At 38.4% G+C, this 16262-nt stretch carries 13 protein-coding genes and 2 pseudogenes; 6 read left to right on the top strand and 9 right to left on the bottom strand.

The features are described 5' to 3' along the window. The first annotated feature begins 54 nt into the window (after window positions 1-54). Window positions 55-1201 (top strand): annotated as a pseudogene (gene bshA / locus N824_RS23250) (N-acetyl-alpha-D-glucosaminyl L-malate synthase BshA). Window positions 1202-1274: 73 nt separating this feature from the next. On the opposite strand, the gene N824_RS23245 reads toward bshA, so the two are convergent. After that, window positions 1275-2387 carry a lactonase family protein gene (locus tag N824_RS23245; protein WP_048907500.1) on the bottom strand — a complete coding sequence of 371 codons (1113 nt, stop codon included), beginning with the start codon at window positions 2385-2387 and terminating at the stop codon, window positions 1275-1277. A gap of 7 nt (window positions 2388-2394) precedes the next feature. Next, window positions 2395-3864, bottom strand: coding sequence for a pseudouridine synthase (locus tag N824_RS23240; RefSeq protein WP_048907499.1), 1470 nt, complete (start codon window positions 3862-3864; stop codon window positions 2395-2397). A 327-nt stretch (window positions 3865-4191) separates the two neighbouring features. Between N824_RS23240 and N824_RS23235 the strand changes: the two genes are divergently transcribed. The 5 genes and pseudogenes from N824_RS23235 to N824_RS23220 all read left to right on the top strand — a co-directional run bounded on the left by N824_RS23235 (window position 4192) and on the right by N824_RS23220 (window position 10002). Further along, entirely contained in the window at window positions 4192-4980 is a 789-nt protein-coding gene (locus N824_RS23235; RefSeq protein ID WP_048907498.1) for a lytic transglycosylase domain-containing protein, read from the top strand. Between the two features lie 91 nt (window positions 4981-5071). Further along, window positions 5072-5464, top strand: a pseudogene (locus N824_RS35225) (FAD-binding oxidoreductase). Further along, on the top strand, window positions 5439-6128 hold the full coding sequence (locus N824_RS35220) for a flavin reductase family protein (protein WP_306413929.1): 690 nt from the start codon (window positions 5439-5441) through the stop codon (window positions 6126-6128). Before N824_RS35225 ends, N824_RS35220 begins: the two are co-directional and overlap by 26 nt. Window positions 6129-6218: 90 nt before the next feature. Continuing rightward, window positions 6219-9062: an excinuclease ABC subunit UvrA gene (gene uvrA / locus N824_RS23225; RefSeq protein WP_048907497.1), complete on the top strand. Its 2844-nt coding sequence runs from the start codon at window positions 6219-6221 to the stop codon at window positions 9060-9062. Between the two features lie 4 nt (window positions 9063-9066). After that, entirely contained in the window at window positions 9067-10002 is a 936-nt protein-coding gene (locus N824_RS23220) for an NAD(P)H-hydrate dehydratase (RefSeq protein WP_048907496.1), read from the top strand. Between the two features lie 5 nt (window positions 10003-10007). On the opposite strand, the gene N824_RS23215 is transcribed toward N824_RS23220, so the two are convergent. The 7 genes from N824_RS23215 to N824_RS23185 form a co-directional block, all read right to left on the bottom strand. Next, window positions 10008-10886 (bottom strand): anti-sigma factor domain-containing protein, encoded by an 879-nt coding sequence (locus N824_RS23215; RefSeq protein ID WP_048907495.1) that lies wholly within the window; start codon window positions 10884-10886, stop codon window positions 10008-10010. A 1-nt stretch (window position 10887) separates the two neighbouring features. Then, a complete protein-coding gene (locus N824_RS23210; protein ID WP_048907494.1) occupies window positions 10888-11439 on the bottom strand; it encodes an RNA polymerase sigma factor in 552 nt (183 codons plus the stop codon). 65 nt (window positions 11440-11504) lie between these two features. Continuing rightward, window positions 11505-12383, bottom strand: a complete 879-nt coding sequence (gene lipA, locus N824_RS23205; RefSeq protein WP_048907493.1) for a lipoyl synthase — start codon at window positions 12381-12383, stop codon at window positions 11505-11507. 256 nt (window positions 12384-12639) lie between these two features. Then, window positions 12640-12972: a bacillithiol system redox-active protein YtxJ gene (gene ytxJ, locus N824_RS23200; RefSeq protein WP_048907492.1), complete on the bottom strand. Its 333-nt coding sequence runs from the start codon at window positions 12970-12972 to the stop codon at window positions 12640-12642. Window positions 12973-13189: 217 nt separating this feature from the next. After that, a complete protein-coding gene (ribH, locus tag N824_RS23195; RefSeq protein WP_048907491.1) occupies window positions 13190-13681 on the bottom strand; it encodes a 6,7-dimethyl-8-ribityllumazine synthase in 492 nt (163 codons plus the stop codon). Window positions 13682-13736: 55 nt separating this feature from the next. Next, window positions 13737-15305 (bottom strand): hypothetical protein, encoded by a 1569-nt coding sequence (locus N824_RS23190; protein WP_048907490.1) that lies wholly within the window; start codon window positions 15303-15305, stop codon window positions 13737-13739. A 93-nt stretch (window positions 15306-15398) separates the two neighbouring features. Then, a complete protein-coding gene (locus N824_RS23185) occupies window positions 15399-16067 on the bottom strand; it encodes a tetratricopeptide repeat protein (protein WP_048907489.1) in 669 nt (222 codons plus the stop codon). Window positions 16068-16262: the final 195 nt, after the last annotated feature.

Raw genomic sequence — 16262 nt, 5'->3', positions numbered from 1 at the left:
GTTTAACACAAAGCTCAATTTAAGTAGTGTACTTTGCATCGTAAAAAAATATTCATGAAAATAGGTATCGTTTGTTACCCGACTTTTGGAGGTAGTGGTGTAGTTGCCACTGAATTAGGCAAAGCGCTTGCCGACGAGGGTCATCAGGTACATTTCATCACATATAGTCAGCCGGCCAGGCTAGACTTTTTCTCTGAGAACTTATTCTATCACGAAGTCTCAGTTAGAGACTATCCATTATTCGATTATGCACCTTACGAATCCGCATTAGCCAGTAAACTGGTGGATGTAGTACGTTTTGAAAAACTGGACATTTTGCATGTTCATTATGCAATTCCACATGCATCTGCTGCATTTATGGCAAAGCAGATTTTGGAAACTTATGGTATTAACATTCCATTTGTAACCACGCTGCACGGTACAGATATTACGCTTGTTGGTAAAGACCCTACCTATAAGCCGGTAGTAACTTTCTCTATCAATAAATCGGATGGAGTTACAACTGTTTCGCAAAGCTTAAAGGATGATACAGAGAAGCATTTCGAAATTACTAATGAGATTCAGGTTATTCCAAATTTTATTGATTTTTCAAGATTTAGTTTAAAGCCAAAAGATCATTTTAAAAAAGCTATTGCCCCTAATAACGAACGCATATTAATTCATACCTCAAACTTTAGAAAAGTAAAGCGTACGGCTGATGTGATTAGAATGTTCCAAAAGATTCAAGCTAAAATTCCTTCGAAATTATTGATGGTAGGTGATGGACCGGAACGAGCATATGATGAGCAGCTTTGTAGAAACCTTGGGATTTGTGAACATGTTCGGTTCTTAGGAAAACAAGATGCCATAGAAGAAATTCTTTCTGTTTCTGATTTGTTTTTAATGCCCTCAGAGTCTGAGAGTTTTGGTTTGGCAGCACTTGAGGCTATGGCTTGCAAAGTTCCAGCCATTACTTCAAATGCAGGTGGATTACCGGAATTGAATATTGACGGCTTTTGCGGGTATATGAGCAATGTTGGTGATATTGATGATATGGCTTYNAAAAGMRMKTCRTRTCCTGGAGAATGATGAGATTTTAAAGCAGTTCAAAGAAAATGCTTTAACAAGAGCAAAAGACTTTGATCTTAAGAAAATATTGCCGGCTTACATTAACTATTATAACAAAGTTATTGAAACACAGCATAAGCTAAAAGCGGTATAATTATTTATCAAGCAGTTTTAACAGTAAAAGAGGGTAATCAAATTATCACCCTCTTTTACTGTTGATTTTCTCTTTATTTTTTAGGTGCAAATACCAGACAAACCGGAGCTCCAACAGCAATTCTTTTTCCTGTATCTTTTAATTCACCTGTTTGTGTATCACGTTCAAATACCACTACATCATTTGTATATTGATGAGCAACCAACAAGTACTTTCCGGTAGGATCAATTGCAAAATTTCTTGGGCCTTTCCCTAAAGTGCTGATTTGACCTCTTTTGCTTAGCAGACCACCTTTTTCAATGGCAAAGAAAGTGATTTTATTTTCACTTCCCCTGTTGCTGGCATATAGGAATTTCCCGTCGGGAGAGATATGAATATCAGCACCGCCATTTTCTCCGCTAAACCCGTCTTCAGTTATTTTAGTTTCCTGTATTTTTTCTAGCGAGCCATTAGTATAGCTAAAAACTGTTATTCCGGCATCCATTTCGTGAATCAGGTATGCGTATTTACCATCTTTACTAAAAGTGATGTGTCTTGGTCCGGCACCAGGAGTTATTGCTACGCTATCATGAGGTGTAAGAACATCATTAGTCCCATTGATATTGTAATTATATAAGTAAACCTTATCTGTTCCAAGGTCATTAATAATTAAATATTTATGATCTGGTGTAAAGAATACCATGTGTACATGAGGACTATTTTGTCTGTCTTTATTAACGCTTTTCCCAGAATGCTGTACAATTTGTTTTATTGCACCTAATGAACCATTGCTTTCAATACCAAAAACAGAAGCATTACCTCCAGAATAATTGGCAGAGATTACATTTTTCTCATCAGCAATAATATAACAAGGGTCATCACCATTCGTAGCCTGTTTGTTTAGAAGCTTGAGATTACCTTTTGCTGCGTCAAAACTAAAGGCGCTTACCGCACTTGTTTTGCCCGTTTCGTTTACAGCGTAAACAAATTTGTTATTGGCACTTAAGGTAAGGTAACTTGGGTTTTCAACCCCCTTTGTAACAGTTAGTTGTTTAGATTCACCAGTATTGGTGTCAAAGTCATAAGTATAAATTCCCTCGCTTTTACCCGTATTGGTATATGTTCCAATTATTAAATTGTAATCATTTTTCTGTGCACAACTCTGCATCGCTAAAAGGATAATGGGTAAAAGGAAAAATTTTTTCATGTTTAAATTATTTAATCAGATGTTTGATCTGGATTAATTCATGTTCTTCAAGGAAGCGCCATCTTCCACGTGGAAGATCTTTCTTGGTTAAATTACCATAAACTACTCTATCCAGTTTAACTACATCATAGCCCAGGTGTTCAAAAATCCTGCGCACAATTCTGTTTTTTCCACTATGGATCTGGATACCAACTTCACGCTTGGTACCACCGGCAACGTAAGATACTGAATCTGGTTTAATTATACCATCTTCAAGTTCAATCCCAAACTGAATTTTATTCAAATCACCCTGACTTAAACTTCTGCTTAATTCAACGTGATAGATTTTTGTAATACCATTTTTAGGGTGAGATAGTTTGTCGGCAAGATCACCATCGTTTGTCATTAATAACAAACCAGTCGTATTGCGATCTAATCTTCCAACAGGATAAATCCGTTCTCTGCTCGCCTTTTCAACAAGTTGCATAACAGTCCTGCGTTCCTGTGGATCATCAGTAGTAGTGATATAATCTTTAGGTTTGTTTAATAGAACATAAACCTTTTTCTCACGTTTTAACAATTCACCGTTATAGCGGATCTCATCTTTCGAAGGATCAACTTTCTGCCCTAGTTCAGAAACAACTACCCCATTAACAGAAACTACACCAGCAGCAATAAGTTCATCGGCTTTACGACGAGAACAAATTCCTGAATTTGCAATGTATCTGTTTAAACGAATTAAGCCGTCATCTTTTATAACAGGAGATTTCCTGCTACGCATAACCGTTTCTTTATCGAAACGCTCAGGACGTCCGCCGCGCTCTGCACGATCGGGGCGAGATTGAAAGTCTGATTTCGGACCATCTCCCTCTCTTTTTCTGAATGGTCTGCTGTCAGTACTTCTGGACGATTGCCCTTTTTTATCATCGAATTTCCTGAAAGGCTTATCGCCAGTAGGACTAAAATTATCTTTCTTTATGTAACTGCGAGTTTTTTCGCCTGGAGGAGTTTCTCTTGAGCTACCTTCTTTATAGGCTCTTGGTTTGTAGTCTCTGCTGTCTCCGTCTCTTGGTGTTCTTGGTTTAAAGTCTTTACCTGCTGCACCTCTAGGGGCGAAGCCTTTTGAATCACCATCTCTTGGTGTTCTTGGTTTGAAATCACTACCCGAAGTTCTTGGGCCTCTTGATTTGAAATCTTTTGAGTCATTTTCAGTTCTTGGTTTAAAGCCTCTCGAATCTCCGTCTTTTCCTCCTCTAGGTTTAAAATCCTTTCTGTCGCCCTCTCTTGGCTTATAGTCTCTGTTGCTGTCTCCGTCTCTTGGTGTTCTTGGCTTAAAGTCTTTCGACGCACCAAATTTATCATCTTTTCCCCCTCTATCATCAAACTTGCTTTTTCCTTTGTAAGAACTCTCTGTTCCACTTGGTCTTTTGCCAGTTGTGCTTCGGTTTCCCGGTTTGGACTTGTCATCCCGACTGTTCCTGTTGTTGTTTTTTATCATGATACGCTTTTAACCGCATAATTTATGCGGGTGCAAACTTACTTAAAATTGCTCTAATTCACAATTTTAAGTGTAGGTAAACCGTAATATTTCGGAAAATGCGAAGCTCCTTTATCGATTGGTTTTGTTGATTTTAATGGTTGGTTTTGGAGTCGAAAAAGCTTAGTTTTTGGCATTTTTTCTCTTGAGCAACCTGAACCAAAAAATCTAGCCTCACGGCGGTTTAAACCTCGATTTTGGAAGTGTTTTTCATAAAAGCTTGATAATTAGGTCAATATGTCGTATGTTTGCAGGCGTTTTATATTATTAACCAAAAAAAGGAGGAAAATGATAAAGAAACACATAATAACATGTACGGTAATAATTTCATTACTGGTTATGGCAAAAGTGTTTGCTTACAACATGCCCCAAGCAGCAAAAAGTCTTTCAAAAGAAGAAAAAACAACAACAAAAGATACAACAGTAACACAAAATGAAAAGCCATTATCTCTGATGGCTAAATTGAGTTTCGCAGAAGAAACACTACCACTAGGGGATGCCAAAGTGGAACGCAAAATGAAGAGAGTTCTAGCTGAATTTAGCTTCGATAATTTACAGACCAATCGCCTGCATAGAAAAGCGGCAGAATGGTTTCCTGTGATAGAACCAATCCTTGCCGCTTACGGCATTCCAGAGGATTTTAAATATGTTCCTTTAGTAGAATCAGGATTAAAAGCGGGGGTGTCACCAAGAGGTGCCTCAGGGTTTTGGCAATTTATGCCTGCAACTGCCCGTACATACGGTTTAAAAGTTAACTCAAGAGTAGACGAGCGTCAGAATTTACGTAAATCAACTATAGCAGCCGCTAAATACATCAAAGAGCTTTATGGGATTTTTGATAGTTGGACGCTGGTTGCCGCAGCCTATAATGTAGGCGATGGCCACATGAGACGACAAATAAACAGACAAAATCAGGATAATTATTTCAAAATGAGATTAAACCGCGAAACAGGTGGTTATGTTTATAAATTGATTTCCATGAAAGAGATAGTGGAAGATCCTGTTCGTCATGGCTATAAAGCTCCAAAGGCATTATTAGCTTTGAACGAGGGTAATGCCCAAAGCTCTATAAATTAGAAAGAGAAAAGACACGTGCAAATGGGGAAAGCCGTTCCAAATTATTGGAACGGCTTTTTGTTTTATATGAAAATTACTAATTTACTGCCCTATGATGGGAGTGATGAAACTGTGTATACAAGATATGAAGTATGGTCCGGGGGAAACGCTGGTTCTTACATTCGATGTTTTGGATGGATTAAAACCAAAATACTTAGCCGGCCAATTTTTAACATTAGTTTTTGACATTCAAGGAAAAGAGCTCAGGAGGTCCTATTCTCTATGCAGTTCTCCTGATGTTGATGAACCACTTGCTATTGCTATAAAACGGGTAGAAAACGGTGAAATATCGAGACTATTGCATCACAGAACAGCCGTTGGAGATATCCTTTACGCAATGCATCCGAATGGTTTGTTTACTTACCCACCGCAAGATGAGCTAAAMWRMACNGWYKYTCTTYYKRKCKYAGNKGGTAGGCATTACACCTCTTTTCTCTATTATTAAAACTGCGCTTGTAAAAGAAAGCCAGTCGAAGCTCATCCTTATATATAGTAGCCGCTCTGCTGACGAGACACTTTTTTATGAGGGGCTTAACGAGCTGCAGAATAATTATTCGGATAGATTTAAGATTATCTACGTATCCAGCCAATCGCAGAATCTGATGATGGCCCGGTTAAATGTATTTCTTATAGAAAAGATAGTTAAGGAATACATGGAGTTTGATAAAAAGGATGCTTTGTTCTATACCTGCGGGCCAATAGATTACATGGTTACTTGTCGCATTACCCTGCTTAACTTAGGGTTCGATATCAGTCAGATCAAAAGGGAAACCTTTGTAATGCCAGAGGATGAAGTTGATGAAGACGATACTACAGAAAAAGAAATAAAGGATACTACTACTTACTCCGTTGTCCTAAACTTAAAAGGGCAGGAGTATCGACTTTCGGTGCCCTATAATAAAACTATACTTAACGCCGCTCTTGAACAGAATATAGATGTGCCCTACAGCTGTAAGGCCGGCATTTGCAGTACTTGTACTGCAAATTGTGTTAAAGGCGGTGTACGTATGGATTATAACGAAATTTTAATGGACGATGAAATTGCTGCCGGCAGGGTGCTGGTCTGTACAGGTCATCCTACAGAAAATGACACAACCATAGTTTGGTAAATAGATAATCTTTCCTTATAATGGCTTACCTTTGTGCCTTTAAAATTGTTATCTTAATCATCAGATATCCATATTGTTTTTAATATATATATGAGCAAAAATACCATTGACCTGGGCGAGCAAAAAGATGTAGAAGTGTATGGTGCCAGGGTGCATAACCTTAAAAATATAGATGTTTCCTTTCCCAGAAATAAGCTTGTTGTAATTACAGGTTTAAGTGGGAGCGGTAAGTCGTCTCTGGCATTTGATACCATTTATGCCGAGGGGCAACGCAGGTATATGGAAACCTTTAGTGCCTATTCGCGCCAGTTTATGGGTGGAATGGAAAGGCCAGATGTAGATAAAGTCTCGGGCTTAAGTCCGGTTATTGCGATAGAACAAAAAACCACAAGCAAAAACCCAAGATCCACAGTAGGAACAATTACTGAGATCTATGACTTTATGCGTTTACTTTACGCCCGCGCAGCTGATGCCTTTTCTTACAATACAGGTGAGAAGATGGAGCGCATGAGCGAAGACCAGATCCTTAACAACATCTTCAAGAAGTTTGATGATATGCCGGTAAATATTCTGGCGCCCGTTGTTAAAGGTCGTAAAGGCCATTATCGTGAACTTTTTGAGCAAATCCGTAAACAAGGATATGTGAAAGTACGTATCGATGGCGATATACAGGATATTACACCTAAAATGCAGGTGGACAGGTACAAAATCCATGACATAGAAATTGTTGTAGACAGACTTGTAATAGATAGAAAAGATATTAAGCGACTTCAGGATTCACTCCAAACCGCTATGCGTTTAGGAAAGGGAATCATTAAAATAAGTGATAAGGCTAACAATGTGTCTCACTTCAGTCGTTTTTTAATGTGCCCAACAACCGGTATTTCTTACGATGAACCGCAGCCAAATAGTTTTTCTTTCAACTCTCCTTATGGAGCTTGCGAGAATTGTGATGGTTTAGGGTACATCTTTGTAATAGATAAAGAATCTGTAATGCCTAATCCCAAGCTAAGTATTCTAAATGGCGGATTAGCCCCGTTAGGCGAATACCGTGAAGTTTGGGTGTTTCAGGTTTTGAAAGCGCTTGCAAAAAAATATAACTTCTCACTTTCAACTCCTCTTGAAAAACTTGGAGAAGAGAATATTAATATTCTTTTAAATGGTACTCAGGAATTGCTAAGTGTAGCCGTAGAATATAATAAATGGAACGTGCAGAACTATCAAATCTCATTTGATGGAATTATTAAACTGTTAGAGGAGCAGCAAGAGCGGAAAGGCGAGGGAGGAGTTGATGATATGGAGAGCTTCCGTAAATTAAAGACCTGCCCTGTATGTAATGGAGCGCGTTTAAAGAAAGAGAGCCTGAACTTTAAAATTGATGGCAAGAACATATTTGAGCTTGCCGAAATGGACATCATCAGCCTTAAAAACTGGTATGTTGATGTGGAGAGCAGACTTACTGAGCGACAAAACATTATTGCCAAAGAGATTCTTAAAGAGATACGTGCCAGATTAGGTTTCCTTACAGACGTGGGTTTAAATTACCTGTCATTAGATCGTACTGCACGTACGCTTTCAGGTGGCGAGGCGCAACGGATAAGGCTGGCTACCCAGATTGGGTCGCAGCTGATGAACGTAATGTATATTTTAGATGAGCCTAGTATTGGTTTACATCAGCGTGATAATGAGCGTTTAATAGGCGCACTAAAGAACCTGAGGGATCTTGGTAATACGGTGCTGGTTGTAGAACACGATAAGGACATGATTCTGGAAGCAGATCACGTAATAGATGTAGGACCCGCAGCGGGAGCCCATGGAGGACAAATTGTTGCCCAGGGTACACCGGCTCAAATTCTAAAATCAGATACGTTAACTGCCGCTTACCTGAATGGTAAAAAGGGGATAGAGGTGCCTGCTAAACGCAGAAAAGGAAATGGACACAAGCTTTCCATCATTAAGGCAAGCGGACACAATTTAAAGGATGTTTCAGTTGATTTTCCTTTAGGCAAGTTTATAGCTGTAACCGGAGTATCTGGCAGTGGCAAATCGAGTCTAATTACCGAAACACTGTACCCAATATTAAATCATCATTTCTTTAGAGCAAAGAAACATCCGCTTCCATACGAAAAGATAAATGGCTTAAAAGAAATAGATAAAGTAATTGAAATAGATCAGGCGCCTATCGGTCGTACGCCGCGTTCTAATCCATCTACTTATACAGGTGTATTTTCAGATATCAGAAATCTGTACGTTCAGTTGCCCGAAGCCAAGATAAGAGGTTATAAGCCAGGGCGCTTCTCTTTCAATGTAAAGGGGGGGCGCTGCGAAACCTGTCAGGGCGGAGGCATGAAAGTTATAGAAATGAACTTCCTGCCGGATGTACAGGTGCCCTGTGAAGAGTGTGGAGGAAAAAGGTATAACCGCGAGACGCTCGAAGTACGTTATAGAAGTAAATCTATTAGTGATGTATTGGACATGAGTATAGAAGAAGCATGTGACTTTTTTGAGAACATGCCTGCTATCTATCGCAAAATTAAAACACTTACAGATGTTGGTTTAGGATATATCACCCTTGGGCAATCATCAACAACCTTATCAGGAGGAGAAGCACAGCGTGTAAAACTGGCGACTGAACTTTCTAAAAAAGATACAGGAAGAACTTTCTACATTCTTGATGAGCCAACAACAGGTTTGCACTTTGAAGATATCAATGTATTGTTAGGTGTGCTAAATGAATTGGTTGAAAAGGGAAATACAGTACTGGTTATTGAACATAACCTGGATGTTGTAAAAGTTGCCGACTGGGTTATTGATCTTGGTGAAGAAGGTGGCATAGGTGGAGGCAGAATTATCTTTGAGGGTACGCCAGAAGGATTAATTCAAAATCCAATAAGCCTTACCGGTAAGTTTTTGAAAAAAGAAATGGGACTTTAAGCATATGGCTATCTTTTTAGATTCTTTCATTCCAGATTCTGATCCGCACAGCAAAGTGCAGGTTGTAGGAACGGGTCTGGGCAAACAAAATACTAAAGAAGAAGAAACATCTCCTTATCGCCTTATACAATCTGATGATATCAAAAAATTGTTTAAACAAAGAACAGCATTTTCGTATAAAGGCACTTATGGGCATGCATTAATTATTGCAGGCGCGCCCCAAACTATGGGGGCTGCTTTGCTGGCCTCTAAGGGCTGTCTTTATGCAGGAGCAGGATTAACTACTACCTCAATGCCCGAAAGCGGTCTGGTGGCGTTAAATACCTCTCTGCCGGAAGTAATGTTTGTGAAAAGAAAGGCGCTACTAAAAAATGAAGCATTAACTAAGTATAATGCCATATCTATAGGCCCTGGTTTGGGTAAAGGAGCAAAGGCTGTACAGACACTGGCGCAGTTATTTGCCCTAAAAAGAGACTTTATTGCTGACGCAGATGCTTTGAATATATTAGCACTGCGTCCGGATCTGTTAGCTGTAATAGAAAAACATTCCATAATAACACCCCACCTAAAGGAATTTGACAATTTATTTGGCAAGCATACAAATTGGTGGGACAGGTTACAGACCGCACGAAAAAAGGCGATACAGCTTGGGATAGTTATTGTGCTTAAAAACCAATATACTTTTATTGTGAGCCAGCGAGGCGAAGTACTTATTAATTCCACAGGTAATCCGGCAATGGCGCAGGGTGGTATGGGTGATGTACTTACCGGAATAATTACAGCATATGTTGCACAAGGTTATCCTGCTAAGGATGCCGCAATATTAGGATGTTATTTTCACGGCAAGGCAGGCGATGATTTGGCTGCAGATGTTTTTAACGTAACTGCGTCACAGGTTGCAATGCAACTTCCGAAAACTGTAAAAGATTTCCTCGGTTAAAATTATTAGATCGAAACATTGCCTATTACAATCATTTGATTCATGCTAGGGCTTACGCTACCACCTTTTTTCTCTAGCGTTACTGCAAATGCAGCCGCAGAGCCAATTTCTTTCATGGCTACAAGGATATGAGTAGAATCGGCTTTAACATCAAATACGCCTAAATCAACAGGTTTGCCATTTACGATAGCCCAAAGTTGATATTGATGTTGCTGATCATTGGCAGGTAAATCCATTTTAGAATTATCGACCATCACATGCTTACCTTTGGCATGCCAGTAAACCGTCATTTTAGCCTTCGGATCCATAACAGTCCCTGCTAGTTTTACGGTTTTCCAATCCGGGTCATTGTTCATATCAATGATCTTTTGCAGATCAGCATTGCTTTGCTTCATGAAATTCACAGTGCTTGTAAATTTCTCGTTGTTGAGGTTTAAAGCAGCAATCTGGTCTTTTGCATCACCTAATTGATTGTGTGCAGAGTAAAGTGCAACAATGCTTACTACTAAAAGCGCAATACAAGCTACAAGTGCAATTCGTAGCGATTTTATTTTAGACTCATAAGAAGCGGTATGCAATGGTACTATTACCGTTTCTTTTATCGGTTCAATTACCTTAACCGGCTCTGGTAAAGGTTCGGTTTTCCCCGGACTTTTAGAGAAACCTATTTTTTCAAGAATTTTACTTTCCAGATCAATAGAAGGGCTTATCGCATTTTCAAGCGCATATTGTTCCATAGCAATCTCAATGGCCTCAATTTCCTGTTTTACTTCAGGATATTTTGATGCCATTGCTTCAACTTCTTTCTGCTCCTGAGCATTCAATTGCCCCAGAACGTAAAGTTCAAGTATGCCTGATTCAATGTATGCTTTTACTTCTTCCACTTTAGTTAAAATGCTTTCTTAATTCCATAATAGCCATTCTGATACGTGTTTTCACAGTACCTAATGGTAAATTTAATTCTTCTGCCGTTTCTACGTGTGTGTACCCCTTAAAATACACCATATTTAGTACATCGTTAAATTCGGGTTTAAGCGCGGTAACCATATCCTTAATCCCCAGAATATCCGCATTAAAGGTAACTTCTTTTTGTGCGTCAATGAAATCTACGTTATTTTCTATATCTTGGTTTTTACCTGAATTTTTAAAATCTTTTGAGCGTAACTTGTCTATAGCTAAGTTGCGCGCAATGTTCATCATCCATGTAAATAGTCGACCTTTAGAGCTGTTGTAGCTATCTGCAGAGTTCCAGATTTTTATAAAGGTTTCTTGTAACAGATCTTCGGCTACTTCAGTTTGCTGAATAATCCTTGAGATAACACCTAGCAGTGCACCAGAGTACATGTCATACAATGCCTGAACAGCTATAGTATCCCGACTTTTCAGTTTACTAACCAGCTCTTCTTCAGATAGCGATATTTTTTTTGTAGTTCCCAAGGGTTTGCTAATATACAGAAACTACAACAAGATGAAAGGAGAATTTGTTTTTAATTAACCGAAAGTTAAAAATCAAATAAATGTTTCTCTGCGTGATAAGAAGAACGTACCAGAGGGCCACTTTCTACGTACCTTAATCCTTTAGCCAAGCCTATTTCTTTATACTTAGCAAACTGATCTGGATGAATCCAGTCTATCACAGGGTGATGATTGCGTGTAGGTTGCAGATACTGCCCCAATGTTAATATATGGACTCCATTAGCTACCAGGTCATCCATTGCTTCTAAAACATCATCCTCTGTTTCTCCTAAGCCAAGCATAATGCCTGTTTTAGTTCTTAATCCAAACTCCGAAATACGTTTCAAACATTCTAAACTTCTATCGTATTTTGCCTGGATACGCACTTGTTTTGTTAAACGTCTAACCGTTTCAACATTGTGCGACATCACTTCAGGTCTTTCTTCCAGTACACGGTATAAGTTATCCCATACCCCTCTGAAATCTGGAATAAGTGTTTCAAGAGTAGTCTCAGGGCTTTCTCTTCTAATGGCCTGTAGCGTCTCAGCCCAGATAATTGAACCACCATCTTTTAGATCATCTCTGTCTACCGAAGTAATAACGCAATGTTTTACCTGCATTAGTTTAACAGAGTTGGCCACGCGGTTTGGCTCGTCCAAATCAACTGCTAAAGGTCGGCCTGTAGCCACAGCACAAAATGAGCAGGAACGTGTACAAATATTTCCCAGAATCATAAAGGTAGCCGTACCAGCACCCCAGCATTCGCCCATATTAGGGCAATTACCACTTTCGCAGATCGTATGTAGCTTATGAGTGTCTACAAGACTACGGACTTGTGCATATTCTTTACCAACAGGAAGCTTTACTCTAAGCCAATCTGGTTTACGTTGTGCTGGGTTTTCTGAAACAACCGGAAGTGCGATCATGGTGCAAAGTTAAGCAATAGGTTTGAATTGTTGCAAAAATGAAATGTTTACGTGATGTAATGTTATTTTTTAGCCCTATGCAAATGACTGGTAATCAGATTTGTATTGGGGTTTATACAGTGATCATACGATAGTTAAACAATAAAAGAGTGCATGAACAGTGTGTAAGCTGTTCATAAACAACGTGTAACGCCGATATAAGGCATACGCTTAGCATCTCCGAAAAGGGCTTCTTTTAACTTCTAAAGTAGATTTGCTAGTTGTTGATCACTTCTGCAATTTCGTCTGCAGAGATGTCACTATGGGAAGCATCTAGAATACAGTCTCCATCTTTGATCAAAAGGATTTGAGGAGATTCATGATGTACTTGAAAAGTTTCAGCTATTTCTGCAGAAATATCGCGATAGCTGATCAGGTCCAGAAAATACAGTGAAGTATCTGCTGGTAGTACTTCCCAGTCCAATTCGAAGCGTCGTTTAGCCATAGAGCTAACCGAACAGCGGGTACTGTGTTTAAAAATTAAACTGTAACCTTCTTTTTGTTTTATTTCGCTGATTTGAGTTAAATCAGTAATGTTTTTCCACTGCATCTAATATCTTTCTAAAGTTTAGCCTTAGTTATCATCTTCTTCTCTTGCCTTCCGGATACGAATTGTAAGCTGGGCAAAGCCTATTAGAACATGCTTCTAAAACAGATATGGCAAAAAATACGCCAAGTAATAAAATAGCTACTTTCTTCATCTGTATGGTCTTTAATTGATATATTCTTCTAATCTACAGCTTTTCGAAGAAAGTATCAAAGTAATTTTAGACTGTTGCCAAAAGCTCAGCCATTTTTAAGGCGGTAATAGCAGCCTCATCTCCTTTATTCCCGTGTTTGCCCCCTGCTCTGTCTATAGCCTGTTGCTGATTGTTAGTAGTTAATACACCAAATATTACGGGCTTGCTATGTTTAACACTTACCTGAGTGATGCCATTTGCAACTGCATCACAAATGAAGTCAAAGTGTTTGGTATCACCCTGAATTACACAGCCAAGGCAAATAACCGCATCAAGATCTTTATGTTTTTGTAAAAGCAAATCAGCTGCGGATGTTAGCTCAAAACTACCTGGTACTGCAATTGATCGGATATTCTCTTGGGCAACACCATGCTTAGTTAGTGTTTCCAAAGCGCCATTGTATAAACTTCCGGTAATTTCTGCGTTCCATTCTGCTACTGCTATAGCTATCTTAAAAGCGCTTCCGTTCGGTACTGTTGTATGAGAAAAATCAGACAGGTTCTTTAATTGTGTTGCCATGGTACAAAGCTAGGGAAAAATCATAAAAGTTTTTTAATTGAAAAGTAAGGAAGTGCTAAAGTAACCTTATGGATTCCAGATAGGAGACGGACTCTTTTTGTGTGAAGAGGTAAAGGTTATGGTATATACGGCTTGTTGGCACCCTGATTAACTGATAGTCGGGATAGTTTTGGCTGATGATTTCTATTACCTTATAGATAACCGGATTATTAAACCCCATTTCAAGATAATTGCAAATAAATTCGTGCCGTTCTTCATCTATTTCAAATGAGACTTTGAATTCCCCTGGAGAATAGTAAGCTTCAAGTTCATAATTAGGGAATTCGTCTTCAATATTTGAAAAATTTAATATCCCTTTGGAGATGCGATTTAGATTTTCGAGAAACTCCTTATATGGTTTTTTACCTGGTAGAGGATCTGTAATTACAGGAATTACAAGTTCGGGGAAGTCTGTTAAGATTTCGGCAGGGATGTGATGTTTTTTTTTGTAAACATCCGCAAAATGTTTAGTAACCTCTGCCTCGCTTAGATTTGAAAAAATCCCACTTTCTTTAAAATGGTGAATTGTGTAAGCTATGTGTTTATAGGAAAGTGGCAGCTGAAAATTGAGACTAGGATCATTATATAGAAATCTTTTTTCCAGGTTGCAGAAATCAAATATCTGATAATTTTCCCGATCTACTCTGCAAATGATTAGCTTATGGTTGTGCTCAGGAAATAGGAGGCCGGGCAATTTCGAGATGAGAGAAGTAAACCTGTAGCTGCAATTAAAATCAGCAAGCAGGGAATTCACAGATTGGAGTATGTTTTTAACAAGGGTTTGATCATAACCCCGCTTAAGTTCAGGAATTTCCGATATGAAAATAACTGAATATTCAAATTGATGGATTTCCTCTCCAGTATTAATGTTTATTGTCCATTTCTTAGGATGATGAACAGGAATGCCTGAAAAATCACTTGTTGAGAATGTAATTTCCTCAATTTTAAAGATGGTGTAGGTTAATGTATTTATAATTTCGGTAAGGTCTGCAAGTAGTTTTTCATGACCATCCGGATATTGCAACAGATCCAGAATTTTGCAAAACCTGGAGTACTTAAAGAAATCGAAATAGCTTTGAACCTTGTTCTCCGTTATATCTGCTTGCAATCTCTGCTGCTCCTCATGATCCAACATTCCGGCAATTAAGTGATTGGAAAAACTTTGATTAAGCGTTTGAGCAAATTCTAACTGGTTTTCTGTGGTAAATGTTTCTTGTAATTTGAGTAGTTCATTTGCCAGATGTAGGATGTAAAATTCGTTTAGAATGGAATGTTTCAGTACTTCATGCAGCTTACGATTTATATCCCCATCGATCAGTTCATATTTTAATAAGATTTCTAAAAAGGCAATTACCTCTTTACTATTCTGCTCATCGGAAGACAATGGTGCTGATTCCTCTGCTACAACAACAATCCCAACATTCGTATTTATTTCTTCTGAATCTCTGTTTAAGAAAAAATAATACAAGGTATTAAGAGGTGACAATGGATGTTGCGTAGTTTGTTTATTCAAGAAGTTTGATATTCTTGCGCCTTCATTGTCGGTAATGATTTTTGCACTTTTGAGGTCGTTAATTAAGTCCATGGATCGGAATTTTTATTAAGGTATAAAAAATAGGGGAAACATAAAAAAGGCCAGTACATATGTACCGGCCTTTTACTATAATGTTATAATATCTTATTTTACCTGTGCTTCTGCCCGAGCAATATATTCGTCTATCATTTGAGCTTCCTGACTTTGAGGATACTGTGTTTTAATTTTGTTGTAAGCATCAGCAGCACCTTTGTAGTCTTTTTGAACTTCATAAACTAAACCTAGTTTTTTAAGGAACAATGGAGAGGTGAATTTGTTGCTCGCTTTATCAGCAGCTTTTTTATAATAAGTGATGGCTTGCTTGTAATCTTTTAGTTCGCTGTAAGCGTCACCTAATAAACCTAATGCTAAAGGATCTGCAACAGGGCTTCCTGTATCAGAGTATTTACCTAAAGATTCAATTGCTTTTTTGTATTCGCCTTTACGTAAATAGATGCCGCCTAAATAAAGGTTAGCAAGGTTAGCCGATTTAGTGTTGGCATATTCATCAGCAATTTTTTCAAACCCTGGATAACCACCTTCGCCGTTTATAGCTTTGTTGGACAATGAGTCTACACCAAGGAATTGCTCTGCTTTATACATTTTAGCTGAGGCTTCTTCCGCTCTGTTTTTTAAATAAACATTCTGATACCAGATGTAAATTCCAATTAGTACAATGATAGCACCTGCAATGAACAAAAGGCTTTTTGAGTTTTCTTGTAAAAAAGAACCCTTTCTTACCTGTTGATTTATTTCTTTTTCTGTTGTGGACATTTTATTTAAAAAAATTAAGGACTGCAAAAATACATTTTTACATTAAAGTATCAACCTCTTTTTTGAGTATTTAAATAAAGTTTAATGAACTGAGCGTTAATTAGAACCGGCCGATGGCTGAATATGTTGCTGAGGCATGTTAAACTACCGTCAAAATAGGAAAAGTTTGTGGGTAAATAAATAGGATGTATCGGC

This window comes from Pedobacter sp. V48 (assembly GCF_000523515.1).
Taxonomy (GTDB): Bacteria; Bacteroidota; Bacteroidia; order Sphingobacteriales; family Sphingobacteriaceae; genus Pedobacter.
Note: the sequence above shows the minus strand (reverse complement) of the source record. Positions and strands in the feature narration are given on the sequence as shown.

Coding starts and splice junctions, on each gene's coding strand:
- N824_RS23245 (WP_048907500.1), bottom strand. CDS start 2,387: ATGAAAAAATTTTTCCTTTTACCCATTATCCTTTTAGCGATGCAGAGT.
- N824_RS23240 (WP_048907499.1), bottom strand. CDS start 3,864: ATGATAAAAAACAACAACAGGAACAGTCGGGATGACAAGTCCAAACCG.
- N824_RS23235 (WP_048907498.1), top strand. CDS start 4,192: ATGATAAAGAAACACATAATAACATGTACGGTAATAATTTCATTACTG.
- uvrA (WP_048907497.1), top strand. CDS start 6,219: ATGAGCAAAAATACCATTGACCTGGGCGAGCAAAAAGATGTAGAAGTG.
- N824_RS23220 (WP_048907496.1), top strand. CDS start 9,067: ATGGCTATCTTTTTAGATTCTTTCATTCCAGATTCTGATCCGCACAGC.
- lipA (WP_048907493.1), bottom strand. CDS start 12,383: ATGATCGCACTTCCGGTTGTTTCAGAAAACCCAGCACAACGTAAACCA.
- ytxJ (WP_048907492.1), bottom strand. CDS start 12,972: ATGCAGTGGAAAAACATTACTGATTTAACTCAAATCAGCGAAATAAAA.
- ribH (WP_048907491.1), bottom strand. CDS start 13,681: ATGGCAACACAATTAAAGAACCTGTCTGATTTTTCTCATACAACAGTA.
- N824_RS23190 (WP_048907490.1), bottom strand. CDS start 15,305: ATGGACTTAATTAACGACCTCAAAAGTGCAAAAATCATTACCGACAAT.
- N824_RS23185 (WP_048907489.1), bottom strand. CDS start 16,067: ATGTCCACAACAGAAAAAGAAATAAATCAACAGGTAAGAAAGGGTTCT.